Raw genomic sequence first — 23,059 nt, 5'->3', positions numbered from 1 at the left:
TCTCCCTCCGCGACCGGTTCTTCGATTGTGTTGCGTTCGTGATCCTACGCTTCAGGGCGCGGTGGAGGCACGCGCCCGGCCGCGCGTGCCGCTTTGGCCTCCTCCTGTGCGGTGTGCGCGCTCTCCCACAGGTGCATCCCGGCGTAGCTGCGCCACGGCGACCAGCTCGCGCCGCGCGCGGCCAGCAGCTTCGGGTCGTCAGGCAGCCCGAGACGGGCGGCGCCCTGCCGGAGGGCGAGGTCGCCGGTCAGCAGCACGTCCGGGCTGCCGAGCACGCGCAGCGCGACGTAGCCGGCCGTCCACGCGCCGATGCCCGGAAGCGCCAGCAGGCGTGCCTCCAGCTCGGCGCGCGACTCGCCGACGTCGATGACGAGGGAGCCGTCGGCCAGCGCCGCTGCCGCTCCGATGATCGCGTCGATGCGCTTGCCCGGCCCTCGGAGCACGTCGCGACCGTGCTCGGCGATGGCTGCGGAGGTCGGGAAGAGCCGGGTGAAGCCGCCGACCGCCACCGGCTCGCCGAGCGCCTCCGTGAGTCGCGCGAGTGCGGTGCGCGCCGCGGGCACCGAGATCTGCTGCCCGATGAGCGCGCGGAACAGGATCTCTTCGGGGTCGACCGCACCGGGCACCCGGATGCCGGGGGCCGCCGCGACGGACGCCGCGAGCGCGGGGTCGGCGGCGAGCGCTGTGTCGATCGCCTCCGCGTCGGCGTCGAGGTCGAGCAGGCGCCGCACGCGCGCGACCAGCGGCGCGAGGTCCGCCATGTCGGCGAGGTCGGCCTCGCATTCGATGGCGGGCGCGTCGGCGTCGCCCGAGAGGGTCAGGCGGAGGGCGGCCGGCCCGTGCGGGAGGCGCAGCGCCCGGCTGTAGGAGGGGAGACTGTGTGACGGCAGAATGACGTCGGCGCCCGGAGCGCCGCTCAGCGCCGCCTCCATCCCCGTGATGGCTCGTGCCCCGAGGAACGCGAGCACCCGGCCGCCGTCGAAGGGCGGGCGGGCCGGCAGGCGCAGGCTGAGGGAGGCCGCGCTCGCGGCGCCGGGCGCATGCGCGATGCCATGACGCCGCCGTGCGGCCGCGCGGATCGCACCGGGCGCGACGTGGTAGATCTCGGCCATCGTCTCGTTGAACTGGCGCACGCTCGAGAAGCCGGCGGCGAAGGCGACGTCGGTGATCGGCATGTCCGTGCCGGCGAGGAGGAGCCGCGCGGTCTGGGCCCGGTGGGCGCGCGCGAGGGCGAGCGGGCCGGCGCCGAGCTCGGACGTGAGCACCCGGCCGAGGTGGCGAGGCGTGTAGCCGAGCCGGTGCGCGAGGCCCGGCACTCCCTCCCGCTCGACCGTGCCGTCGGCGATGAGTCGCATCGCGCGGGCGGCGAGGTCGTCGCGGACGTTCCATTCCGGCGAGCCGGGGACGGCGTCGGGGAGGCAGCGCTTGCAGGCGCGGAGGCCGGCCTCGTGCGCGGCCGCGGCCGTCAGGTAGAAGGTGACGTTGTCCGCCTTCGGGGTCACTGCGGGGCAGCTGGGCCGGCAGTAGATGCCGGTCGAGTGCACGCCTGTGATGAACTGGCCGTCGAAGCGGGAGTCGCGGGCGCTCATCGCCCGGTAGCGCTGGGCGAAGACCGGGTCGGAGAGGCGCTCCTCCGCGGTGCGGCGGCGCTCGGTCGTCCGTCGGCTCCGGGCGTCCGTCGACCTGTGCTGCGTGCGACCGGTACTGTTCGTCATTCCTCCAGCGTGCCACCGCCCACCGACATCCAATAGCGGAAATCGGACATCAGCGCGACGGTACCGATCGGAGGCGGGAGTGCCCGGCCGTTAGCATGACAGCGTGGATGTCATCGACTGGCTCAGGGCGGCGCTCGGCGCGGACGCGGACGACGGCGTGCTCTCGACAGACCCCGAACTGCTCGACGCCGCGCGCGGCGATCACTCCGGGTGGGTGGCCGACGGCACGCCGCTCGCGATCGTGAACGCCCGCACGGTCGAGCACGTGCAGGCGACGATGCGCGCGGCCTCCGAGTTCCGTGTCCCCGTCGTCCCGCGCGGTGCGGGCACCGGGCTCGCCGGCGGAGCCAACGGCTCGGCCGGCTCGATCGTGCTGAGCGTCGCGGGCATGCGCCGCATCCTCGAGATCTCGACGGAGGACCAGCTCGCCGTGCTCGAGCCCGGCGTGGTCAACGACGACCTCAATGCCGCACTCGAGCCGTTCGGGCTGTTCTTCGCGCCCGACCCCGCCAGCAAGGCGATCTCGACGGTCGGCGGCAACATCGCCACCAATGCGGGCGGCCTCCTGTGCGCCAAGTACGGGGTGACCCGGGAGGCCGTGCTCGGCCTCGACGTGGTGCTCGCCGACGGGCGGTTCATCCGAACGGGCCATCGCACGGTGAAGGGTGTGACCGGGTACGACCTGACGTCGCTGTTCGTGGGCTCCGAGGGCACCTTGGGTGTCATCGTCGGGGCGACGGTCCGCGTCCTCCCGCGTCCGCAGGGGGAGCCGACCACGCTCGGAGCCCTGTTCGCGGATGTGAAGGCCGGGGCCGATGCGGCCGCGCGCGTGACGGCCGCGCATCTGCGGCCGGCGGTCATGGAGCTGCTCGACGCTCCCGCGCTGGAGCGGATCTCGGCCTACCTCGGCGAGCAGACGATCCGGGAGGCCTTCGGCGCGGCGGGAGGCGCCGCCTATCTGCTGGTGCAGTTCGACGGTCCGACTGCCGCGGTCGACGCCGCCTCGGCCGCCGCGCTCATCGCGGAGACGGGCGGAACCGTTCGCATCGCCGCCGACGCGGTGGAGGGGGAGCGGCTGCTCGCGATCCGACGCGCGTTCCATCCCGCGCTCGCGGCGACCGGGACGGTGCTGATCGAGGACGTCGCCGTGCCGCGCTCGCGCATGCCCGAGATGTTCGCGGCGATCGAGAGCATCTCGGAGCGTCACGGCATTCCCATCCCGACGGTCGCGCACGCCGGCGACGGCAACCTCCACCCCAACTTCGTCGCGCCGGGCGACGAGATCGGCCCGGAGATCTGGGAGGCGGCGGGCGACCTCTTCCGCACCGCGGTCGCCCTGGGCGGGACGCTGACGGGCGAGCACGGCGTCGGTGTCCTCAAGCGCCGTTGGCTGGCCGAAGAGCTCGGCCCCGACTCCTACGAACTGCAGGTGAAGCTCAAGTCGGTCTTCGACCCGCTCGGAATCCTCAACCCCGGCAAGGTCTTCGGGTAGCTGCCCGGTCGGTGACTCCGGAGGCTCGCCTCCCTGCGACCCGGAAGTCCGTTCATCCGGTTCATCCGCCGGCGTGGCGCCCGCGATCTCCGGAATTGTCGACACCGGGGCGGCCCGGTCGGCTCATCCGGAGGTTCCCGGCGACACACGGCGCGCGAGCCCGTATCTCCGGACATCCGCAGCGAGATACCCGCGAACTACAGAGTTGCGGAGGTCGAGCTACCGCAGAACGGGAGACCGACGCAACCACTGACCGTCGCCCGCCTCAACCCAGCCACAAGCGCCTAAGCGGGGCTGGGCGTCTCCACCTCACGAAGAACCGACAATAAACGCCGCAGGGCTACAACAAAACGAAGCGCCCTACAGGCGCTTAAAAGACTCGACGCCCGGTGGTGCGGCGATGCCTGCAACGCTCCCGGGACGTCGAGTTATGCATATAGCCTGCCTCAGGCACGCCGGTAACGCAAGGCTTTTGACGCAAGCCGTCCGCACCGGTTGGATGGTCTCATGGCAGAGAACACCAACGAGAAGCCCGAAGTCGACGCCCCCGAGGGCCCGGCTCCCACGTCGCTCGAGATCGTCGACATCGTCGAGGGCTCCGGCCCGGAGGCGACCCCCGGTTCCAAGGTCGACGTGCACTATCTGGGCGTCGAGTACGAGTCCGGTGAGGAGTTCGACTCCTCCTGGAGCCGCGGGCAGTCCATCAACTTCCCGCTCAACAATCTGATCAAGGGCTGGCAAGACGGCATCCCCGGCATGAAGGTCGGCGGCCGTCGCAAGCTCACCGTTCCTCCGGCGCTCGCCTACGGGCCGGCCGGCGGCGGGCACCCGCTGTCGGGCAAGACCCTGATCTTCGTGATCGACCTGCTCGGCGTCAGCTGAGCTCGTTCCGCAACGGAGGGCACGCATCCGATCGGGTGCGTGCCCTTCGGCGTTCTCGGCGCAGTCAGAGCGCCGGCGGCCGCATGTGGGTCGGGATGGCGATCCGGTTCCAGATGTTGATCGTGCCGATCGCGAGGATGAGGTTCGCGAATCCTTCCTCGCCGAACTCGGCGACCGAGCGGGCGTAGAGCTCGTCACTCACGCCGCCCTGGTGGATGAGCGTGACGGCCTCCGTGAGCTCCAGGGCGGTGCGCTCGCGGTCGGTGAACCACGGGGATTCGCGCCACGCGCTGACGGCGAACACCTTGCGGAGTGGGTACCCGCCGTCGGTGAGGTCGACGGAGTGCATGTCGACGCAGTAGGTGCAGCCGTTGATCTGGGAGGCGCGGAGTTTGATCAGGTCGCCGAGGGGTTCTTCGACGACGTTCCCGACGTAGCCGTCGAGGTTGATGACCTTGCGGTAGCCCTCGGCGACGGCGGAGGAGATCTGGACGCGTTGGGAGGTCGGGGTCTGGTCGGTGGTCTGAGTGTGTTCGATGGTGTCGGTCATGGCTCCACGCTAGGAGCGCGATTGGTTCGTTGTAAGCTCCAATTCACACGATTTCGATCAGGCCATTCATCGACCGAGGAGTCACTACGGACATTCACGTCCCGATCGCGGGCAGGGGCGACCGCGCTGAACGCGTCTACCGCCACCTGCGCGACGCCGTTCTCGATGGTCGGCTGCGGCGCGGCGAGCGGCTCCCTGCGACGCGGGAGCTGGCCGCGCGGCTGGGCGTCTCACGGAGTACCGTTTCGACCGCCTACGAGCGCCTGACAGCGGAGGGCTACCTCAGCGCACGCGTCGGCTCCGGCACCTTCGTCGCCCTCCCGGCGTCCGTTGCGGCGGCCGCCTCGTCACGCGGCGCCGGCGCCCCGCAGGCCGGATCCGGTGCCGCACTCCCCGCGGCCGCGTGGCGCGGACTCGTCGATCCGCTCTGGGCCGAGCCGCGCCCCATCGCTTACGACTTCAGCGTCGGCTCGCCTGATCCTGCGCTGTTCCCGCATGACGCGTGGCGACGCAGTGTGGCGGCCGCGCTCCGCGGACCAGCGCTGCGTCGCGCGCACTATGCGGACCCGTCCGGACTCGAGCGCCTCCGCGTCGGCATCGCTCGCCACCTCGGCCTCGCCCGGTCGGTGACGGCATCCGCCGAGGAGGTCGTGGTGACCAGCGGGGCGCAGCAGGCGTTCGACCTGCTGGGTCGCACGCTGCTGCGTCCGGGAGACACGGTGGCTGTGGAGGACCCCGGTTATCCGCCCGTCCGGCAGCTGCTGGAGCAGCTCGGCGCGCGGGTCGTCCCCGTGCCGGTGGACGAGCACGGCCTCCGGGTCGATCTCCTGCCGGCCGCGCGGATGGTCTACGTGACGCCGTCGCATCAGTTCCCGCTCGGGGGAGTGCTGTCGCTCGAGCGTCGCACCGCGCTGCTCGACTGGGCGCGCCGGCACGACGCCGTCGTGATCGAGGACGACTACGACAGCGAGTACCGCTTCGGCGCCCGCGCCCTCGACCCGCTGCAGCGCCTCGACATCGAGGGCCGGGTCGTCTATGTCGGGACCTTCTCGAAGACGATGCTGCCCGGCCTCCGGCTCGGGTTCGTCGTCGCGCCGCCGTCGCTCGTCCCCGCGCTGCGGAGCGCGAAGCGCTTGAGCGACTGGCACAACGACGTCGTCACGCAGACGGCGATGGCGAGCCTGCTCGACTCGGGGGCGTTCGCCGCGCACGTGCGCAGGGCGAGCCGCGTCTACGAGGAGCGGCACGCCTTGATCGGCCGGGAGGCCGCGGCGCTGCTGGCCGGAAGGCTCGAGGCCGTGCCGTCGGCGGCCGGCCTCCACCTGGCGCTGGTGGCGGCCGACGGGGTCGCGTTCGACTCCGAACGAACGGCGGAGGCGGCCGCCATCGCCGGGGTCGCCGTGCAGCCGCTTTCGCGGTTCAGCCTCACGGCCGGCAGCGAGGGCCTCCTGCTCGGGTTCGGCTCGATCACCGCCGCCGACATCCCCGACGGAATGCGCCTGCTGGCGGAGACGATCGGCCGCACCCATCCGGGGTAGCGGCCGACCGCTGCTCAGTCCACCTCGGCGGGCGGGTCAGATCGCCGACCAGCCGCCGTCCGACGCGAGGACGACACCCGAGATGTTGGCCGAGTCGTTGCTCAGCAGCCAGGTGATCGCCGCGGCCAGCTTCTCCGGCTCCGCCACCGGCGGCACGTTGGTCTGCATGATCGGCCCGAGGCGCTCGCCGGCCAGCTGCGACTTGAACGCACCATCGACGTTGGTGAGGACGCCACCGGGCGCGACCGCGTTGGTGCGGACGCCGTTGGGGGCGTAGAAGACGCTCGTGCTCTTGGTGAGCCCGATGACGGCGTGCTTGGAGGCCGTGTACGCCGCGCCCGCCGCCGAGCCGCGGAGGCCGGCCTCGGACGACACATTGACGATCGAGCCGCTCCCGGCCTCCACCATCAGCGGAAGCACGGCGCGGCTCAGGCGCATGATCGCGGTGACGTTGACCAGGAACACCCGATCCCAGGTGGCATCGTCGACCTCGGCGGCCGGGAGGAAGCCGTCCATGATGCCGGCGACATTCGCGAGCGCGTCGACGCGGCCTCCCGCGGCCTCCAGGACCGCGGCGATGGTCTCGTCGCTGGAGACGTCTCCGGCGACGGTGACGATGTCGAGCGCCGGGTTCTCCTCGACGAGCGCGGTGAGGCGCTCGGCGGAGATGTCGCTGCCGACCACCCGCGCGCCCTCAGAGGCGAGGCGGAGCGCCGTCGCCTTGCCGATGCCGGAGCCCGCTCCGGTGACGATCGCGGTCTTGCCGGCGAAGCGGCCGGTTCCATTGCTGCTCATACTGCTGTACTCCTTGACTGTCGATGTCGTCGTCGGCGCTCGATCAAGCGTCGATGTATTTATAGCACTGAGTGCCACAATGGGAGACCATGAGTTCGCTGGAAGCTGAGACCACCCCGCGCCGACGCGGCCGCCCCGCCGACGTCGACCCCGACCGGGTCGCCCTGCTGGCGCTCCGCCACTTCGCCGAGCACGGCTACGACGCGACCACGATGGACGAGATCGCGGCCGCCGCGGGAATCGGCCGACGCACGCTGTTCCGCTACTTCCCGTCGAAGCCCGACCTGGTCTGGGGAGGCCTCGAGCCCGTGGTCGGGCGCATGCGCGCGGTGCTGGAGGCCGCCACCCCCGACGAGTCCGCGCGCGACGTGATCGCCCGCGCCATGACCGAGTCCCTCGACCTCGACGCCGAGCACATCGAGGCGACCAGGCTCCGGCTGCGGCTGATGGCCTCCGACCCCGCCCTGATCGGGTTCGGCGTCACCCGGCTCGGCGCGAACCACGACATCCTGGCCCGGTTCGTCGCGCACCGGCTCGGGGTGGAGGCCGACGGCCTCCGCGCCCAGGTGCTCGCCGACGCGATCAGCTCGGCGAACTTCTCCGCGCTGCTGTGGTGGGCGGTGCGCGGCGCCGACGACGACCCGGCGGCGACTGCGGTCGCGGCGCTCGACGAGGTGCTGCGGGGGCTGCCCGACTGAGCGGGGACCCCGGTTTCGTCGAGCCCGGCCCCGCGGTTGAAGGCCCGTCTCTCTGGTAAGCTATTCCGGTTGCCGTCAAACGGCCGCGGATAAAGAGAGCCCAGGCATACGGCCCCGGGCACCGCGCAACGAGAGAAAGGGGATCCCCTCTATGGCACTGGATGCAGAGACCAAGAAGGCGATCATCGACGAGTACGCTACCCACCCCGGTGACACCGGATCCCCCGAGGTTCAGGTCGCCATCCTGACCAAGCGGATCAAGGACCTCACCGAGCACCTCAAGGAGCACAAGCACGACCACCACTCGCGTCGTGGCCTGCTTCTCCTGGTCGGTCAGCGTCGCCGCCTGCTCGGCTACCTGTCGGACATCGACATCAACCGCTACCGCGCCCTCATCGAGCGCCTGGGGCTGCGTCGATAAAGACAGCGTCGATCGACAACGCGATCTTCTTGCGAACGGGCCGTCACCTCCGGGTGGCGGCCCGTTCCGCGTCTCCGGCGCGCGCGAGATTTGCGGCAAATGTGGCGTCAGCGGCGCTCTTTCGCGTCATTTGCCGCAAATCTGGCACTAGTCTCGCTCCGTGGCACTCCCGTTCCTGCCGTACATCGTCGTCGGCATTACCCACCTCATCGCGGTCGTAGCCGGGGCTGACGCGCTCGTCACCGTCACCAAACCGCTGCTCATGCCTGCGCTGCTGCTCGCCCTCCTGCTCGCGCTGCCGAGCCGTCGCGGGGAGACCGTGGTCCTCGCGTCACTCGGCATCCTGTTCGGCTGGCTGGGCGACCTCTCGTTGATGGATGCCGGACCCGGCTTCGTCGTCGGGCTTGCGTTCTTCCTGCTCGGCCACGTGGCCTACATCGTGCTGTTCGCGCGGCGGATGCGCGTGCGACGACTGCCGCGATGGTGGTCGGCCGCCTATCTGCTGTGGTTCGCCGGGCTCCTGGGCGCGCTGGCGCCGCACGCGGGAGGCCTGCTCGTCCCGTTGGCCCTATACGGCGCCGCGCTGGCCGCGCTCGGCATCACCGGGTCGGCGTGCTCACCGTGGATCGCGACGGGCGCGGCCCTCTTCGTGGTCTCCGACAGCTTCCTGGGGCTCGATCGGTTCCTCCCCGGCTTCGCGCTGCCGCAGGCCGACTTCGCCATCATGCTCACCTACGTCGCCGCGCAGGGCTTGATCTGCTGGGGCGTCGTGCGGCGCGCGCGTGCGGTGGTGGCGGTGCCGTCGCTCGCCTGACCAGGGTCAGCCCGGAGTCAGTTCCCGGTCGATGTCGCCCGCTTCGCCGCCACGCTGCGGTCCACCAGGGTGGCTGCGACGAGCGCGCCGGCGACGAGAGCGATCACCACTGTGACGCCGGCCAGCCCGATCACCGGGGAGGCCAGTGGCGCGGCCAGCACCAGCAGCACCGCGATGCCCGTCTTCAGCGGCCGGATGACGACCTCCGGGACCAGCGGCATGTGCAGTACGTACAGCATGATCAGGAACACCACCACGGGCACGGCGACGGCGTATTCGACGGCGATGTCCGAGACGTGGGCGTGCGCTGCGCCGCGCTGCACCGCGACCTCCAGCCCGGCGCCGAGCGCGGCCAGGGACGCGAACACGAAGTAGTGGCCGTAGCCCCAGTAGAACGACCTGTTGCGATTCGTCTGGAGGCCTTCCGCCGCCGGCTCGAGGAAGTACAGCCACCACAGTGCGAACAGCAGCACCAGTCCCGCCGCGGCGATGACGACCAGCGCCGCCGAGACGCCGTGGGCCGCGAGACCGCTCTGTACTCCGATCGCTGACGCCGAGACCGATTCGCCCAGCACGATGATCGTGAACAGCCCATAGCGTTCGGCGATGTGGTGCGGGTGCCAGGAGGTCATCCCCGGCCGCTCCGCCCAGATGGGCACGAGCAGCTCCAGGAGGGCCGCGAGCAGGAACGTCCACAGCTTCCACTCGACGGGGAGGAACCCCCACGCGATCCAGAGCACCTGCACCGCAGCGATCCCCACCGCGTACCGGATCGCGGTCGCGCGACCGTCCGGGTGTTCGATCGCCGCCCGCACCCATTGAGCGACCATCGCCAGCCGCATGATGACGTAGCCGATGATGATGGCGGTGAAATCCGCCCGCTCGAACGCGGCGGGGACGCCCGCCGCGAGCACCAGGACGCCGCCCATCTGCAGGAGCGTCACGAGCCGGTACGGCACGTCGTCGGTGTCGTACGCGGAGGCGAACCAGGTGAAGTTCATCCACGCCCACCAGATGGCGAAGAAGACCATCAGGAAGGGGCCGAGCTTCTCCAGAACGTGTCCCTGCTCGCTCGCGTGGGCGAGCTGCGCGGACACCTGGGCGATCGCGACGACGAAGGTGAGATCGAAGAGCAGCTCCAGCGGGCTGGAGACGCGGTGCTCCTCATCGGTCGAGCGACCGGACATCGGGACACGGAAGGCGATGCTCATGTGCGCAAGCATAGGAGGATGCGCCATCGTCTCCTCCTCGCCGTCACCGGGCTCTACCTGCTGGCGGTCGCCTGGATCACGCTGAATCCGTTCCCCGCCGACCCGAAGCGCAATGCCTTCCTGGAGGGGCTGTTCGCGGCGTTCGCGGCCACGCCGGCGCTCGCGTGGATCGACTTCGGCGTCGTCGAGTTCACGGCGAACATCCTGATGTTCGTACCGATGGGCGTGCTCCTCGCCCTACTGCTCGGCCGCGGCCGGCGTTGGCTCGCCCTCTCGCTCGGCGTCGGGGCGTCGCTGACGATCGAGTTCATCCAGCTCTTCGAGCCGGCGCGGTTCAGCGATGCCCGGGACATCATCGCCAACAGCCTGGGCGCGATCATCGGTGTCGGCATCGTGCTGGTGGCATCCCGCCCACGGTCGAGCGCCGCCTGAGTACCGTGGACCCCGTGCGCACGATCGTGAAGAATCGCCCGGACGCGCCCGCCCTCTTCTTCGAGGCGGAGGCCGCGGGGCTCCGCTGGCTCGCCGCGGCCGAGCGCCACGGCGGCGCACGCATCGTCCACGTCGCGGATGTCGGACCCGGCCGCATCGAGCTCGAGCACGTCGACGCCAGCCGCCCGACCGCCGCCGTTGCCCGTGCCTTCGGCGCCGCGCTGGCCGCGACCCACGCGGCGGGAGCCGCCGCCTTCGGCGCCCCGCCCGACGGCTGGGCCGGCCCGCTCTTCATCGGCCGTCGCCCACTGCCGGTCGCGCACGAATCGACCTGGGGCCGCTTCTACGCCCGCGACCGCGTCCGCCCCTACCTCGACCCCGCCGAGGCGGCCGGCAACCTCGCCTCGCGCCAGCGTCGCCTGGTGGAGGAGGCGCTCGACCGCGTGGAGGCCGGCGACTTCGACGACGGCGAGCCGCCCGCGCGCCTCCACGGCGATCTCTGGAACGGCAACGTGCTGTGGTCGCCGGACGGCGTGGTCCTCATCGACCCGGCGGCGCACGGCGGACACCGCGAGACCGACCTCGCGATGCTCGGCCTGTTCGGTGCGCCCCACCTCGATCACATCGTCGCCGCGTACGACGAGGCGCACCCGCTCCGCACCGGCTGGCGAGACCGCGTCCCGCTGCACCAGTTGCACCCGCTCGCCGTTCACGCCGCCGGCCACGGCCCGTCGTACGGCGCGGCGCTGGCCGACGCGGCGCGCGCGACGCTCGCCCTCTGATCCGGCGAATTCGAGCGTCTCCACCGGCATCACTGATAGGATTCCGGTGGTCGGCGGAATGCCGACTGGTGGAGCAGGCTGGCAGGAGCTGGTCCTCGGTGGTGGTATCCGGATGCGTCGCAGACGTAACCGTGTATTTCTACTGATGGCCAGACGGGCTCAGCCCACGCACCCGCATGGGATGCCGCGTACACGGACAGCCGTGTCGAACTGCCTGCTCGCTCCTTCGCTCACCGTGTCCGTCTTGTTCACGGGAGCACTGTGGAGTCGCGCCCAGACGGGGCTGCGACGTTAAACAAAGGAGAAAGACCTCTTGGAAGGTCCCGAAATCAAGTTCGCCGAAGCGGTCCTCGACAATGGACGCTTCGGCACCCGCACCGTCCGGTTCGAGACCGGACGCCTCGCCCAGCAGGCGCAGGGCGCCGTCGCCGCCTACCTCGACGAGGAGACCATGCTGCTGAGCGCGACGAGCGCCAGCAAGCACCCGAAGGACAACTTCGACTTCTTCCCGCTGACCGTCGACGTCGAGGAGCGCTCGTACGCCGCCGGCAAGATCCCCGGTTCGTTCTTCCGTCGTGAGGGCCGCCCTTCGACCGAGGCGATCCTGGTCTGCCGCCTGATCGACCGCCCGCTGCGTCCGTCGTTCGTCGACGGCCTCCGCAACGAGGTCCAGATCGTCATCACCGTCCTCAGCATCGCGCCGGACGAGTTCTACGACGCTCTGGCCATCAACGCGGCCAGCGCCTCCACGCAGATCTCCGGTCTGCCCTTCTCCGGCCCGATCGCCGGTGTGCGCCTCGCGCTCATCCCGGGCAACGGCCAGCACGAAGACCAGTGGATCGCGTTCCCGAAGGCTTCGCAGCTCGAGGAGGCCGTGTTCGACCTCGTCGTCGCAGGCCGCGTCCTCACCAACGAAGACGGCTCCGAGGGCGACGTCGCGATCATGATGGTCGAGGCGGAGGCCACCGAGGGCAGCTGGAACCTGATCCAGGCCGGCGCTGTCAAGCCGAACGAGGAGGTCGTCGCCCAGGGTCTGGAGGCCGCCAAGCCGTTCATCCGCCAGCTGGTGGGTGCGCAGACGGTCCTCGCCTCGCAGTCCGCGAAGGCGATCGCCGACTACCCGGTGTTCCTGCCCTACTCGCAGGACACCTACGACAACGTCGCGGGCCTCGCCTACGACGAGCTCGTGAACGTCTACCAGATCGCCGACAAGATCGAGCGCCAGAACGCCGACGACGCCCTCAAGGAGCGCGTCAAGGTCGCCCTCACCGAGAAGGTGGAGGCCGGTGTGCTCGACGCGGAGGTGCTCACGCAGTTCTCCGCGGCGTACAAGTCGGTGTCGAAGGTGGTCATGCGCGGCCGTGTGCTGCGCGAGGGCATCCGCATCGACGGCCGTGGCCTGACCGACATCCGTCCGCTCGACGCCGAGGTGCAGGTCATCCCGCGCGTCCACGGCTCGGCGATCTTCCAGCGTGGCGAGACCCAGATCCTGGGCGTCACCACGCTGAACATGCTCAAGATGGAGCAGCAGATCGACTCGCTGTCGCCGGTCACCAAGAAGCGCTACCTGCACCACTACAACTTCCCGCCCTACTCGACCGGTGAGACCGGCCGTGTGGGTTCGCCGAAGCGTCGAGAGATCGGGCACGGCTTCCTGGCCGAGCGCGCGCTCGTGCCGGTTCTGCCGACCCGCGAGGAGTTCCCGTACGCGATCCGGCAGGTGTCCGAGGCCCTGAGCTCGAACGGCTCGACCTCGATGGGCTCGGTCTGCGCCTCCACCCTGTCGCTGCTGAACGCCGGTGTGCCGCTGCGCGCCCCGGTCGCCGGCATCGCGATGGGTCTGATCTCCGACGTCATCGACGGTGAGGCCCGCTACGCGGCCCTCACCGACATCCTGGGCGCAGAGGACGCGCTCGGCGACATGGACTTCAAGGTCGCCGGCACCAGCGAGTTCGTCACCGCGATCCAGCTCGACACCAAGCTCGACGGCATCCCGTCGTCGGTCCTGGCCGGTGCGCTCAAGCAGGCCAAGGATGCTCGCACGACCATCCTCAGCGTGCTGAACGCCGCGATCGACGCCCCCGACGAGATGGCTCCGACCGCGCCGCGCGTGATCTCGGTCCAGATCCCGGTCGACAAGATCGGCGAGCTGATCGGCCCGAAGGGCAAGACGATCAACGCCATCCAGGACGAGACCGGCGCCGACATCTCCATCGAGGAGGACGGCACCGTCTACATCGGCGCCACCGACGGCCCGTCGGCCGAGGCGGCCCGCGCCCAGGTCAACGCGATCGCGAACCCGACGAACCCGGAGGTGGGCGAGCAGTTCCTCGGAACCGTCGTCAAGATCGCCGCGTTCGGTGCGTTCATCTCGCTGCTGCCCGGCAAGGACGGCCTGCTGCACATCTCCGAGGTGCGCAAGCTCGCCGGTGGCAAGCGCGTCGAGAACGTGGAGGACGTGCTCGGTGTCGGCCAGAAGATCCTGGTCGAGATCACCAAGATCGACGACCGCGGAAAGCTGTCGCTCGCGCCGGTGCTCGCCGGAGAGGCGGACACCCAGGGCCGCGACGCGGCCTCCGAGGGCCCGAGCGAGCCCGCCGAGGGCGCTCCGGCTCCCGTGGAGAGCTGAGCTCCCGCCCCGCACGCGAAGGCCGCGCCGACACAGTCGGCGCGGCCTTCGCCGTTCCTGCCCCGGCTGGCGCCGCTCAGTCGCGGGTGAGCAGCGGCCGCAGGCGGTAGGGGATGAGCTCGCCCATGTCGAGGGAGGTCTCCGCGCGCACGACGCCGTCGGTCGACTGGATGGCGCCGGTGATCCGGAACAAGTCCTCCGCGTCGGTGCAGACGACCCGCAGCAGCAGATCGGAGGGCCCGGAGAGCCCGTGCGCCTGCACGATCTCGGGGATCCCGGCCAGGTGCTCGACGATCTCCGCGAGCTTCTGCTGCTGCACGTGCACCGTCACGAATGCCGCGAGCGGGAAGCCGGCAGCCGTCGCCGAGATGCGGCGCTCGAACGAGAGGAAGGCGCCGTTGCGCTCGAGCTCGGCCACCCGCGCCTGCACCGTGTTGCGGCTCAGACCGAGGCGATCGGCGAGGGAGACGTTGGTCGACCGCGGGTCGTCGGCGAGGGCGACGAGGATGCGTCGGTCGGTGCTGTCGAACGTGCGCATACTGTGAAAGCTAGCACCTCCGCGCACGCGCCGATAGTGCAGTGTGCACGGTCGACACGCCGTTGGTTGTGCGCGCTGAACGGGGAGCGTAGCCTTTCAAGCAATTCCGGCAAGGAGGCCGGAAGCCGGTCGTGCGCGCCACAAGCGGGCGGGCCGGACGCGAGAGTGAAGGTTGCGTGAACCGTGACGATCGACAATCAGCCCGACACCAGACTGGACGACGTCCACCTCCCGGCAGGCGCGGACACCGTCCGGCTGCTGACTCCTGAGGGCGAGCGCATCAGCGACGTCCGCTTCGACGCCTGGGTCTCCGACATCGGACCCGAGCAGCTCCTCGGCCTCTACGAGGACATGGTCGTCATCCGCCGCATCGACGCCGAGGCGACCGCCCTGCAGCGTCAGGGCGAGCTGGGCCTGTGGCCGCCGCTCCTCGGCCAGGAGGCCTCCCAGATCGGCTCGGGCCGCGCCCTCCGCCGCGACGACTTCGTCTTCTCCAGCTACCGCGAGCACGGCGTGGCGTACTGCCGCGGCGCCGGCCTCGTCGACCTCCTGCGCGTCTGGCGCGGCACCACCCAGAGCGGCTGGAACCCGTACGACATCAACATGGCGACCCCGCAGGTCATCATCGGCGCGCAGACCCTGCACGCCACCGGCTACGCCATCGGCATCCAGGCCGACGGCACCGACGCGGCCTCGATCGCGTACTTCGGCGACGGTGCGACCTCCGAGGGCGATGTCAATGAGGCCCTGATCTTCGCCGCGACCTACGCCGCCCCGGTCATCTTCTTCTGCCAGAACAACCAGTACGCGATCTCGGAGCCGGTCGGCCTCCAGGCCCAGCGCCCGATCGCCGAGCGCGCCCCGGGCTTCGGCGTCCCGAGCGTGCGCGTCGACGGCAACGACGTGCTCGCGGTCATGGCCGTGACGCGATCCGCGCTCGACCGCGCCCGCAGCGGAGGCGGCCCGACCTTCATCGAGGCGGTCACCTACCGGATGGGTCCGCACACGACCGCCGACGACCCGAGCCGCTACCGCGACCCGGCCGAGCTCGACGACTGGCGCGGCAAAGACCCGATCGCCCGGCTGGAGGCGCACCTCGCCTCCGCCGGGATGCTCACCCCCGAACGCCTCACCGCGATCCAGGAGCACGCCGACGCGGTCGCCTCCGAGATGCGCAAGGGCGTCGTCTCGCTCCAGGATCCCGACCCGATGACGGTCTTCGACAACGTCTACGCAGAACCGCATACCGGGCTCGCCCGGGAGCGGGACCACTATTCGCGCTACCTGCGCACGTTCGTGGGCGGTGACCGATGAGCGCGCTCACCATGGTCAAGGCCATCAACGCCGGCCTCCGCCGCTCGCTGGCCGACGACGACCGCGTCGTGCTGATGGGGGAGGACATCGGCACCCTCGGCGGCGTGTTCCGCGTGACGGACGGCCTCCAGACCGAGTTCGGTCCGCGACGGGTCATGGACTCGCCGCTCGCGGAGTCGGGCATCCTCGGCACAGCCGTCGGGATGGCGTACCGCGGGTTGCGGCCGGTCGTCGAGATCCAGTTCGACGGCTTCATCTACCCGGCGTTCGACCAGATCGTCAGCCAGGTCGCGCGCATGCACTACCGCACGGCGGGCGCCGTCCGCATGCCCATCACGATCCGGGTGCCGTTCGCGGGCGGCATCGGCGCGGCCGAGCACCACTCCGACTCGCCGGAGGCCTACTTCGCCCACACCGCGGGTCTACGGGTCGTGAGCCCCTCCACCCCGCAGGACGCGTACACGCTCATCCAGCAGGCGATCGCCTCCGACGACCCCGTGCTGTTCTTCGAGCCCAAGCGCCGCTACCACGCGAAGGGCGACGTCGACGAGGAGGCCGCGCTGCAGGACGCCCGCCCGATGGGGACGGCGCGCGTCGTCGCCCCCGGCAGCGACGTGACCCTGGTGACCTACGGCGGCCTGGTGCAGCTCGCGACCGACGCCTCGCTGGCCGCGGCCGACGAAGGCGTGTCGGTGGAGGTCATCGACCTGCGCTCCCTCTCGCCGCTCGACCTCGACACGGTGGCCGCTTCCGTGCGCAAGACCGGCCGTCTGGTCGTCACCCACGAGGCCGCGCTGTCCGGGGGACTGGGCGCCGAGATATCGGCGTCGATCACCGAGCGCTGCTTCTACCACCTCGAGCACGCGCCCGTGCGCATCACCGGCCACGACATCCCGTACCCGGCCGCCAAGCTGGAGGCCGCGCACCTGCCCGACCTCGACCGCATCCTCGACGGCATCGACCGCGCGATGGACCGGCCGAACTCGCTCAGCGGAGTGGAGGACTGATGGCGGTCAAGGACTTCGCCCTCCCGGATCTCGGCGAGGGACTGACCGAGTCGGAGCTGGTGAGCTGGCATGTCGCCGTGGGCGACACGGTGCGGCTGAATCAGATCATCGCCGAGGTGGAGACCGCCAAGGCGCTCGTGGAGCTGCCCGCGCCGTACGAGGGCACGGTGTCGCGGCTGTACGTGGAGCCGGGCGTCACTGTCACGGTGGGGGAGCCGTTGCTGGCGTTCGAGGTGGCGGGAGCCCCGGGCGGCGAGCCGGCTCCCGAGGCCGCAGCAGCCTCCGCCGCCGCGCCCGAGGAGGCTCGCGAGCCGATGCTCGTCGGCTACGGCGCGCGTCCCGATGCTCAGGGGAGGCCGGCTCGCCGAGCACGGCCGGGGATGGCCCCGAACGTCGCAACGGAGACTGTCGCCGTTGCTGAACCGGTCGCGCCCGCCGTCGTGCAGGCGACCGAGGTGCACGAGCGTCCGCGTTCGACTCCGCCGGTGCGCAAGCTCGCCCGCGAGCGGGGCATCGACCTCGCTGCGGTCACCGGGACGGGCGAGCGCGGCATCGTCACGCGCGCCGACCTCGACGCCTATCAGACGTCGACGACGACCGCTGCGCCCCTTACCGCGGCAGCGAACCGGGAGGCCCAGGACGAGGTCCGCATCCCGATCCGCGGCGTGCGCAAGGCGACGGCCGAGGCGATGGTCCGCAGCGCCTTCGGCGCACCGCAGGCCACCGTGTTCCTGACGGTCGACGTGACCCCGACGATGGAGCTCGTCGAGCGGCTGCGCGCGCGTCCCGACCTGGCGGAGACCCGGCCCGGGCTGCTCGCGGTGGTCGCCAAGGCGCTGTGCCTCGCCGCGCGTCGGACGCCCGAAGTGAACTCGCGCTGGGACGAGGCGGCGCAGGAGATCGTGCAGCCCCGGGCCATCCACCTCGGGATCGCCGCAGCGACGCCGCGCGGCTTGATGGTGCCGGTCATCCGCGACGCCGACGGGCTCTCGCTCGCCGAACTCTCGGGCGCCATCCGCGAGCTGGCCACCACTGCCCGGTCGGGGAAGACGCCGCCGGCCGCGCTCACCGGAGGGTCGATCACCATCACGAACGTCGGCGTTTTCGGCGTCGATGCGGGCACGCCGATCCTGACGCCGGGGGAGGCCGCCATCCTCGCGGTGGGCGCTGTGCGCCGTCAGCCGTGGGAGCACGACGGCGGGATCGCCCTGCGCGACGTGCTGACGCTCGCCGTCACCTTCGACCATCGCATCGTCGACGGCGAGCAGGGCTCGCGCTTCCTGGCCGATATCGGCCGGATTCTCGCGGACCCCGCGTCCGTCCTCACCCTCGTCTGAGCGCCGCACCACCGCCGAGGGGCACGTCGTTGTCACTTTTCGCGCCGAAAAGCGACAACGACGTGCCCCTCGGCGATCGGGTCAGGCGTGCAGCGCGGAGTTCAGCTCGACTCCGGTGCCGGAGCGGCGGAGGACCTCCACGGCGCCGGTGAGGGAGTTGCGGCGGAACAGCAGACCGGGCACGCCGGAGAGTTCGACCGCCTTGACCGTCTGCGGGCGTCCGTCGGCGGTCGGCGCGGAATCGACCACGACCACCTTGGTGCCCGCCGTCACGTAGAGGCCGGCCTCCACGACGGTGTCGTCGCCGATCGAGATGCCGATGCCGGAGTTCGCGCCGAGCAGGGCGCGCTCGCCGATCGCGACGCGCTGCGTGCCTCCGCCCGAGAGCGTGCCCATGATGGAGGCGCCACCGCCGATGTCGGAGCCGTCGCCGACCACGACGCCCTGCGAGATGCGGCCCTCGACCATCGACGAGCCCAGCGTTCCCGCGTTGAAGTTGACGAAGCCCTCGTGCATCACGGTGGTACCGGGGGCGAGGTGCGCGCCGAGTCGCACGCGGGAGGCGTCGGCGATGCGCACCCGGTCGGGCGTCACGTAGTCGAGCAGGCGCGGGAACTTGTCGATGCCGGTCACATGGATGCCCGCCCGCTGCAGTCGCGGTCGCAGCCGGTCGAGATCGGCAGGGAGCACTGGTCCCGCGTTGGTCCAGGCCACGATCGGCAGATGGGCGAAGATCCCGTCGAGGTTCACCGTGTTCGGGCGAGCCAGGAGGTGCGACAGCAGATGGAGTCGCAGGTACGCGTCCGGGGTGGAGGCCGGGGACGCGTCGAACTCGATCTCCACGGTCACGATGTCGATGCGCACATTGCGGCGCGCGTCGTCGCCCGCGAGTTCCTCGAGCTCGGCGGGCGCGATCCAGCGCTCGCGCCCGGCAGGGATGCTCCCGAGCTTCGGCTCGGGGAACCAGGTGTCGAGCACCGTCCCGTCCGCGGCGATGGTCGCCAGGCCGTAGCCCCACGCGGAGCGGGCGTCGGCGCCGCCCTCGTCGGGGGACGCGACGGACTCGTCAGGAAAGTCGGAAGGCATAGCCCTAGATTAGTAGGGTGCCTCTCGACCTCACCGCCACGTCCATCGACCTCACGCGACAGATCTGCGACATCGAGTCGGTCTCGGGCGACGAGCAGACGCTCGCCGACGCCATCGTCGAGGCGCTGTCGCCGCTGCCGCACCTGGAGATCATCCGCGACGGCGACACCGTCGTCGCGCGCACGAACCTCGGTCGCGAGCGCCGCGCTGTGATCGCGGGGCACATCGACACCGTCCCGCTCAACGCCAACCTGCCGACCCGCTTCGAAGACGAGGGGGGCGTCCGCTACCTGTGGGGCCGCGGCACCGTCGACATGAAGGCCGGCGTCGCCGTGCAGCTCAAACTCGCGGCCGAGCTGACCGACCCTGCGATCGACGTGACGTGGATGTGGTACGACCATGAGGAGGTCAACGCCGAGCTGAACGGTCTCGGCCGGCTGGCCCGCAACCGCCCTGATCTCTTCGTCGGCGACTTCGCCATCCTCGGCGAGCCCAGCAACGGCGTCGTCGAGGGCGGCTGCAACGGCAACCTGCGCGTGGAGGTCCGGGCCTACGGCCTGCGCGCGCACTCCGCGCGCGGATGGGTGGGCGACAACGCCATCCACAAGATCGCGCCCGTCCTCGACCTCCTCGCCGGCTACACCGCCCGCGAGGTGGAGGTCGACGGGCTGGTGTACCGCGAGGGCCTCAACGCCGTCGGCATCTCCGGAGGTGTCGCGGGCAACATCATCCCCGACGAGGCGATGGTGCACATCAACTACCGGTTCGCGCCCTCGCGCAGCTCGGAGGAGGCCATCGCCTACATGCACGAGCTGTTCGACGGCTACGAGATCACCGTGGTCGACCGGGCGGACGGCGCGCGCCCGGGGCTCGACGCCCCGCTCGCGCAGGAGTTCGTCTCCGCGGTCGGCGGCGTCGCGAAGCCCAAATACGGCTGGACCGACGTGGCGCGGTTCAGCGCGCTCGGCATCCCCGCGGTCAACTACGGCCCGGGCGACCCGCTCAAGGCGCACGCCGACGACGAGCGCGTCGACGTGGAGCAGATCGTCTCGGTGGAGGCGGGCCTCCGTGCCTGGCTCAGCGGTCCCGGCGCCCGCTGAGGCCGAGGAGGCCGCGGCCCCTCCTGCCGCGCCGTGGTGGTCGCGGTGGTGGGTGCGGGTCCTCGCGATCTTCCTCGCCAGCCGCGTCGTCACGACCGTCATCCTGCTGATCTTCGCGGCGAACCAGGGCAAGAATCCGTGGACGGGCGCGCACCCCGACTACTTCTCGTACGCGACCATCTGGGACGGCCTCTGGTACAACATCGTGGCCGGGTGGGGGTATCCCGCGTCTCTGCCGGTGGCCGACGGCCACGTCACCGAGAACGCCTGGGCGTTCCTGCCGGGTTATCCGTGGCTCGTCGACGCGGTCATGTTCGTCACCCGGCTGCCGTGGTCGCCGGCGGCGGTCCTCGTGTCGCTCGTGTGCGCCGCCGGGGCGGCGCTGGTGTTCTACCGGCTGATGCTGCGCGTCGGGCTGAGCTCGTCGACCAGCCTGTTCGCGGTGGTGCTGTTCTGCTTCGCTCCGGTCTCTCCGCTGTTCCAGGTGGCCTACGCGGAGTCGCTCTACCTCCTGCTGCTGGCGACGGCGCTGCTCCTGCTCGTGGAACGACGGTACGGCTGGTTGTTCCCGGTCGTCCTGGTGATGGCGTTCACACGCCCGAGCGGGCTCGCGTTCGCGCTGGCCGTCGGCCTCCATGTGATCTATCGGTGGGTGCGCAGGGGGCGCGAGCCGTTCCCGCTCCGGGAGCGGGCGCTGAGCGCAGGGCTCGCCGTGTTCAGCGCGATAGCGGGAGTGGCCTGGCCGGCGATCGCCGCGGTCGCGACCGGTTCGGTGACCGCGTACACCGACACCGAGCTGGCCTGGCGGGCACCGTACATCGGCTACACGCACCTCGTGCCGTTCACGCCGTGGTTCCAGGGCGCCGACTGGTGGGCGAGCGTGATGCTGGGCATCCCCGGTTGGGTCGGCGTCGTCGCAATGCTGTTGATCGTGGCGGTCTTCGCCGTGCTGCTGTTCTCGCCTCCCGTGCGCCGCCTCGGCGTCGATCTGCGCTTCTGGATCGCCGCCTACTCGCTCTACCTGCTCGCGGTGTTCTTCCCGCAGTCGAGCACCTTCCGGATCCTGATGCCGCTGTTCCCGCTGCTGGGAGTCGTCGCGCTTCCCAAGAGCCGCGTGTACCGGGTGGCGCTCGTCGTGCTCTGCCTGCTGCTGCAGGTGGGCTGGATCGCGATCAGCTGGGGGGTGGACGGCGCCGACTGGTCGCCGCCGTGATGCGACGCTGCGCGCTCTCACCGGCGGCCCATTGCGCCGCAGGGTAGACGGGCGATTTCCCCCGTCTGCCCAGGATGTCGGATAATGGACGAGACATCCACGAAAGGGGAGCTGCATGGCGGCCATGAAGCCGAGGACCGGGGACGGGCCGATGGAGGCTGTGAAGGAGGGACGGCTCATCATCGTGCGGGTGCCGCTCGAAGGTGGGGGACGTCTGGTCGTCTCCGTCAATGACGCGGAGGCCAAGGAGCTCCACGACGCTCTCGCGAGCGTCGTGAGCGCCTCCTGAGGATCGACCCGAAAAGAAGAGGCCCCGTGGTCGGGGCCTCTTCTTCGTGTCTGAGCCATCCCGTCTCCGGGGCACCGCTACGGCGTGAGCTTGGTGATCTGCAGCAGCCCGTCCGCGGCGGGCGACAGTGCGCTGATGACGGCGCCGGAGGCCGCCGTCTCGGTGATGAGCGTGCGGTAGCCGGTCGCGAGCGGGTCGCGTGCGGCCGGGTCGGCGACCCGGCCGCGCCAGAGGGCGTGGGCCACGAGCACGGTGCCGCCCGGACGGACGAGCCGGAGGCCGTGCTCGACATACTCGATCACCGACTGCGGGTCGGCGTCGACGAAGACGATGTCGTACGAGTTCTCGTTCATCCGGGGGAGCACGTCGAGCGCGCGTCCCGTGATGAGCCGCACCCGGTTGGCGGCGATCCCGGCCTCCGTGAAGAACGTGCGCGCGTGCTGCTGGTGGTCGACCTCGACGTCGATGCTGGTCAGCTGGGCCTGCGTGCCTCCGGTGAGCAGCCAGAGACCGGAGACGCCGACGCCGGTGCCGATCTCGACGATGTTCTCGGCGGCCGTCGCCGCGACCACGACGGCTGCCTGCGCGCCCGTGCTCGGGGCGATGGGTTCGACGCCCAGCTCGAGGGACTGCTGGCGAGCCCGTACGATGACCTCGCTCTCGACGATGACGTCGTCGGCGAATCTCCAGTTCGAGTCCTTGTCTGACACTGTTCTCCCGTCGGGTGGCTCCGATCCAGAATAGGCCCACGGAATCCAGCATTCGTGCAGCCGCGCGCGATACTCTTTATGTGTGTTCGGCCTGACTCCGGAGAAACTCCTCATCATCGCGGTGATCGCCGCGTTCCTGATCGGGCCCGAGCGCCTGCCGCAGTATGCGGCCAAGTTCAGCCAGTTCATCCGCTCGATGCGCGACTTCGCCAATGGCGCCAAGGCGCGCATGAAAGAAGAGATGGGCCCCGAGTTCGACGACGTCGACTGGAAGAAGCTCGATCCGCGGCAGTACGACCCGCGCCGGATCGTCCGCGAGGCGCTCCTGGACGACACCCCCGCCCCGTCGGCGATCAAGCCGGTGACGCAGTCGGCGTACGCGCAGCGCAAGGCCGCACTCCCGGCCGGGTCGGTGCCGCCCTTCGACGCCGAATCCACCTGATCGGTCGCACGGAGCCCTCTCACCGTCGCCAGCGCGTCGTCGCCTGGCTGACGCCCCGATACGC

At 70.8% G+C, this 23,059-nt stretch carries 23 protein-coding genes; 16 read left to right on the top strand and 7 right to left on the bottom strand.

Annotated elements, in window-relative coordinates; translation table 11 throughout:
- Window positions 1–44 precede the first annotated feature (44 nt).
- Complete coding sequence (locus tag AC0HS0_RS14905) at window positions 45–1,715, bottom strand: AlkA N-terminal domain-containing protein (protein ID WP_472964829.1); 1,671 nt, start codon at window positions 1,713–1,715, stop codon at window positions 45–47.
- A gap of 103 nt (window positions 1,716–1,818) precedes the next feature.
- Here AC0HS0_RS14905 and AC0HS0_RS14900 point away from each other — a divergent pair, with 103 nt between their 5' ends.
- Entirely contained in the window at window positions 1,819–3,207 is a 1,389-nt protein-coding gene (locus AC0HS0_RS14900; RefSeq protein ID WP_472964828.1) for an FAD-binding oxidoreductase, read from the top strand.
- Between the two features lie 507 nt (window positions 3,208–3,714).
- Window positions 3,715–4,089 (top strand): FKBP-type peptidyl-prolyl cis-trans isomerase, encoded by a 375-nt coding sequence (locus AC0HS0_RS14895; protein ID WP_472964826.1) that lies wholly within the window; start codon window positions 3,715–3,717, stop codon window positions 4,087–4,089.
- 64 nt (window positions 4,090–4,153) lie between these two features.
- On the opposite strand, the gene AC0HS0_RS14890 is transcribed toward AC0HS0_RS14895, so the two are convergent.
- Window positions 4,154–4,639: a carboxymuconolactone decarboxylase family protein gene (locus AC0HS0_RS14890; protein ID WP_472964825.1), complete on the bottom strand. Its 486-nt coding sequence runs from the start codon at window positions 4,637–4,639 to the stop codon at window positions 4,154–4,156.
- 41 nt (window positions 4,640–4,680) lie between these two features.
- Here AC0HS0_RS14890 and pdxR point away from each other — a divergent pair, with 41 nt between their 5' ends.
- A complete protein-coding gene (pdxR, locus tag AC0HS0_RS14885) occupies window positions 4,681–6,177 on the top strand; it encodes a MocR-like pyridoxine biosynthesis transcription factor PdxR (RefSeq protein WP_472965005.1) in 1,497 nt (498 codons plus the stop codon).
- Between the two features lie 36 nt (window positions 6,178–6,213).
- On the opposite strand, the gene AC0HS0_RS14880 is transcribed toward pdxR, so the two are convergent.
- A complete protein-coding gene (locus AC0HS0_RS14880) occupies window positions 6,214–6,972 on the bottom strand; it encodes an SDR family NAD(P)-dependent oxidoreductase (RefSeq protein ID WP_472964824.1) in 759 nt (252 codons plus the stop codon).
- Window positions 6,973–7,061: 89 nt separating this feature from the next.
- Between AC0HS0_RS14880 and AC0HS0_RS14875 the strand changes: the two genes are divergently transcribed.
- From AC0HS0_RS14875 to AC0HS0_RS14865, 3 genes are all read left to right on the top strand, one after another.
- Window positions 7,062–7,670, top strand: a complete 609-nt coding sequence (locus tag AC0HS0_RS14875; protein WP_472964823.1) for a TetR family transcriptional regulator — start codon at window positions 7,062–7,064, stop codon at window positions 7,668–7,670.
- 151 nt (window positions 7,671–7,821) lie between these two features.
- The gene (gene rpsO, locus AC0HS0_RS14870) at window positions 7,822–8,091 is read left to right on the top strand and encodes a 30S ribosomal protein S15 (protein ID WP_055919394.1); all 270 of its coding nucleotides are present in this window, start codon (window positions 7,822–7,824) and stop codon (window positions 8,089–8,091) included.
- Window positions 8,092–8,251: 160 nt separating this feature from the next.
- A complete protein-coding gene (locus AC0HS0_RS14865) occupies window positions 8,252–8,905 on the top strand; it encodes a lysoplasmalogenase (RefSeq protein WP_472964822.1) in 654 nt (217 codons plus the stop codon).
- A 17-nt stretch (window positions 8,906–8,922) separates the two neighbouring features.
- Here AC0HS0_RS14865 and AC0HS0_RS14860 read toward each other — a convergent pair whose 3' ends face one another.
- Entirely contained in the window at window positions 8,923–10,116 is a 1,194-nt protein-coding gene (locus tag AC0HS0_RS14860) for a low temperature requirement protein A (protein WP_472964821.1), read from the bottom strand.
- Between the two features lie 18 nt (window positions 10,117–10,134).
- Here AC0HS0_RS14860 and AC0HS0_RS14855 point away from each other — a divergent pair, with 18 nt between their 5' ends.
- From AC0HS0_RS14855 to AC0HS0_RS14845, 3 genes are all read left to right on the top strand, one after another.
- A complete protein-coding gene (locus AC0HS0_RS14855; protein WP_472964820.1) occupies window positions 10,135–10,548 on the top strand; it encodes a VanZ family protein in 414 nt (137 codons plus the stop codon).
- 23 nt (window positions 10,549–10,571) lie between these two features.
- Window positions 10,572–11,330 (top strand): fructosamine kinase family protein, encoded by a 759-nt coding sequence (locus tag AC0HS0_RS14850; protein WP_472965004.1) that lies wholly within the window; start codon window positions 10,572–10,574, stop codon window positions 11,328–11,330.
- A 313-nt stretch (window positions 11,331–11,643) separates the two neighbouring features.
- Window positions 11,644–13,959 carry a polyribonucleotide nucleotidyltransferase gene (locus tag AC0HS0_RS14845; RefSeq protein WP_472964819.1) on the top strand — a complete coding sequence of 772 codons (2,316 nt, stop codon included), beginning with the start codon at window positions 11,644–11,646 and terminating at the stop codon, window positions 13,957–13,959.
- A gap of 76 nt (window positions 13,960–14,035) precedes the next feature.
- Here AC0HS0_RS14845 and AC0HS0_RS14840 read toward each other — a convergent pair whose 3' ends face one another.
- The gene (locus AC0HS0_RS14840) at window positions 14,036–14,497 is read right to left on the bottom strand and encodes an Lrp/AsnC family transcriptional regulator (RefSeq protein ID WP_472964818.1); all 462 of its coding nucleotides are present in this window, start codon (window positions 14,495–14,497) and stop codon (window positions 14,036–14,038) included.
- Between the two features lie 189 nt (window positions 14,498–14,686).
- Between AC0HS0_RS14840 and pdhA the strand changes: the two genes are divergently transcribed.
- Genes pdhA through AC0HS0_RS14825 form a run of 3 tightly spaced genes read left to right on the top strand, consistent with a single transcriptional unit; the run spans window position 14,687 to window position 18,155 of the window.
- The gene (pdhA, locus tag AC0HS0_RS14835) at window positions 14,687–15,811 is read left to right on the top strand and encodes a pyruvate dehydrogenase (acetyl-transferring) E1 component subunit alpha (protein ID WP_472965003.1); all 1,125 of its coding nucleotides are present in this window, start codon (window positions 14,687–14,689) and stop codon (window positions 15,809–15,811) included.
- Complete coding sequence (locus AC0HS0_RS14830; RefSeq protein ID WP_472964816.1) at window positions 15,808–16,818, top strand: alpha-ketoacid dehydrogenase subunit beta; 1,011 nt, start codon at window positions 15,808–15,810, stop codon at window positions 16,816–16,818. The genes pdhA and AC0HS0_RS14830 overlap by 4 nt, the downstream gene beginning before the upstream one ends.
- Window positions 16,818–18,155 carry a dihydrolipoamide acetyltransferase family protein gene (locus AC0HS0_RS14825; RefSeq protein ID WP_472964815.1) on the top strand — a complete coding sequence of 446 codons (1,338 nt, stop codon included), beginning with the start codon at window positions 16,818–16,820 and terminating at the stop codon, window positions 18,153–18,155. The genes AC0HS0_RS14830 and AC0HS0_RS14825 overlap by 1 nt, the downstream gene beginning before the upstream one ends.
- Window positions 18,156–18,236: 81 nt before the next feature.
- Here the strand turns inward: AC0HS0_RS14825 and dapD are convergent, their stop codons facing one another.
- Window positions 18,237–19,241, bottom strand: a complete 1,005-nt coding sequence (dapD, locus tag AC0HS0_RS14820) for a 2,3,4,5-tetrahydropyridine-2,6-dicarboxylate N-succinyltransferase (RefSeq protein WP_472964814.1) — start codon at window positions 19,239–19,241, stop codon at window positions 18,237–18,239.
- 17 nt (window positions 19,242–19,258) lie between these two features.
- Here dapD and dapE point away from each other — a divergent pair, with 17 nt between their 5' ends.
- The 3 genes from dapE to AC0HS0_RS14805 all read left to right on the top strand — a co-directional run bounded on the left by dapE (window position 19,259) and on the right by AC0HS0_RS14805 (window position 21,843).
- Complete coding sequence (dapE, locus tag AC0HS0_RS14815; RefSeq protein WP_472964813.1) at window positions 19,259–20,341, top strand: succinyl-diaminopimelate desuccinylase; 1,083 nt, start codon at window positions 19,259–19,261, stop codon at window positions 20,339–20,341.
- Window positions 20,310–21,554 (top strand): hypothetical protein, encoded by a 1,245-nt coding sequence (locus tag AC0HS0_RS14810; protein WP_472964812.1) that lies wholly within the window; start codon window positions 20,310–20,312, stop codon window positions 21,552–21,554. The genes dapE and AC0HS0_RS14810 overlap by 32 nt, the downstream gene beginning before the upstream one ends.
- A gap of 115 nt (window positions 21,555–21,669) precedes the next feature.
- Window positions 21,670–21,843, top strand: coding sequence for a DUF3117 domain-containing protein (locus AC0HS0_RS14805; protein WP_021764147.1), 174 nt, complete (start codon window positions 21,670–21,672; stop codon window positions 21,841–21,843).
- A gap of 77 nt (window positions 21,844–21,920) precedes the next feature.
- Here the strand turns inward: AC0HS0_RS14805 and AC0HS0_RS14800 are convergent, their stop codons facing one another.
- Window positions 21,921–22,553 carry an O-methyltransferase gene (locus tag AC0HS0_RS14800; protein WP_472964810.1) on the bottom strand — a complete coding sequence of 211 codons (633 nt, stop codon included), beginning with the start codon at window positions 22,551–22,553 and terminating at the stop codon, window positions 21,921–21,923.
- An 82-nt stretch (window positions 22,554–22,635) separates the two neighbouring features.
- Here AC0HS0_RS14800 and AC0HS0_RS14795 point away from each other — a divergent pair, with 82 nt between their 5' ends.
- The gene (locus AC0HS0_RS14795; RefSeq protein WP_472964809.1) at window positions 22,636–22,995 is read left to right on the top strand and encodes a twin-arginine translocase TatA/TatE family subunit; all 360 of its coding nucleotides are present in this window, start codon (window positions 22,636–22,638) and stop codon (window positions 22,993–22,995) included.
- The last annotated feature ends 64 nt before the right edge of the window (window positions 22,996–23,059 follow it).

The organism is Leifsonia sp. PARNA 1/14 (genome assembly GCF_055720965.1).
The sequence above is the reverse complement of the archived record's forward strand: the minus strand, read 5'-3'. Positions and strand labels throughout refer to the sequence as shown.

What these genes read in the sequence shown, in the direction of transcription:
- AC0HS0_RS14905 (WP_472964829.1), bottom strand. Translation starts at nt 1,715, where the DNA reads ATGACGAACAGTACCGGTCGCACGCAGCACAGGTCGACGGACGCCCGG.
- AC0HS0_RS14895 (WP_472964826.1), top strand. Translation starts at nt 3,715, where the DNA reads ATGGCAGAGAACACCAACGAGAAGCCCGAAGTCGACGCCCCCGAGGGC.
- AC0HS0_RS14890 (WP_472964825.1), bottom strand. Translation starts at nt 4,639, where the DNA reads ATGACCGACACCATCGAACACACTCAGACCACCGACCAGACCCCGACC.
- AC0HS0_RS14880 (WP_472964824.1), bottom strand. Translation starts at nt 6,972, where the DNA reads ATGAGCAGCAATGGAACCGGCCGCTTCGCCGGCAAGACCGCGATCGTC.
- AC0HS0_RS14875 (WP_472964823.1), top strand. Translation starts at nt 7,062, where the DNA reads ATGAGTTCGCTGGAAGCTGAGACCACCCCGCGCCGACGCGGCCGCCCC.
- rpsO (WP_055919394.1), top strand. Translation starts at nt 7,822, where the DNA reads ATGGCACTGGATGCAGAGACCAAGAAGGCGATCATCGACGAGTACGCT.
- AC0HS0_RS14860 (WP_472964821.1), bottom strand. Translation starts at nt 10,116, where the DNA reads ATGAGCATCGCCTTCCGTGTCCCGATGTCCGGTCGCTCGACCGATGAG.
- AC0HS0_RS14855 (WP_472964820.1), top strand. Translation starts at nt 10,135, where the DNA reads ATGCGCCATCGTCTCCTCCTCGCCGTCACCGGGCTCTACCTGCTGGCG.
- AC0HS0_RS14840 (WP_472964818.1), bottom strand. Translation starts at nt 14,497, where the DNA reads ATGCGCACGTTCGACAGCACCGACCGACGCATCCTCGTCGCCCTCGCC.
- AC0HS0_RS14830 (WP_472964816.1), top strand. Translation starts at nt 15,808, where the DNA reads ATGAGCGCGCTCACCATGGTCAAGGCCATCAACGCCGGCCTCCGCCGC.
- AC0HS0_RS14825 (WP_472964815.1), top strand. Translation starts at nt 16,818, where the DNA reads ATGGCGGTCAAGGACTTCGCCCTCCCGGATCTCGGCGAGGGACTGACC.
- dapD (WP_472964814.1), bottom strand. Translation starts at nt 19,241, where the DNA reads ATGCCTTCCGACTTTCCTGACGAGTCCGTCGCGTCCCCCGACGAGGGC.
- AC0HS0_RS14805 (WP_021764147.1), top strand. Translation starts at nt 21,670, where the DNA reads ATGGCGGCCATGAAGCCGAGGACCGGGGACGGGCCGATGGAGGCTGTG.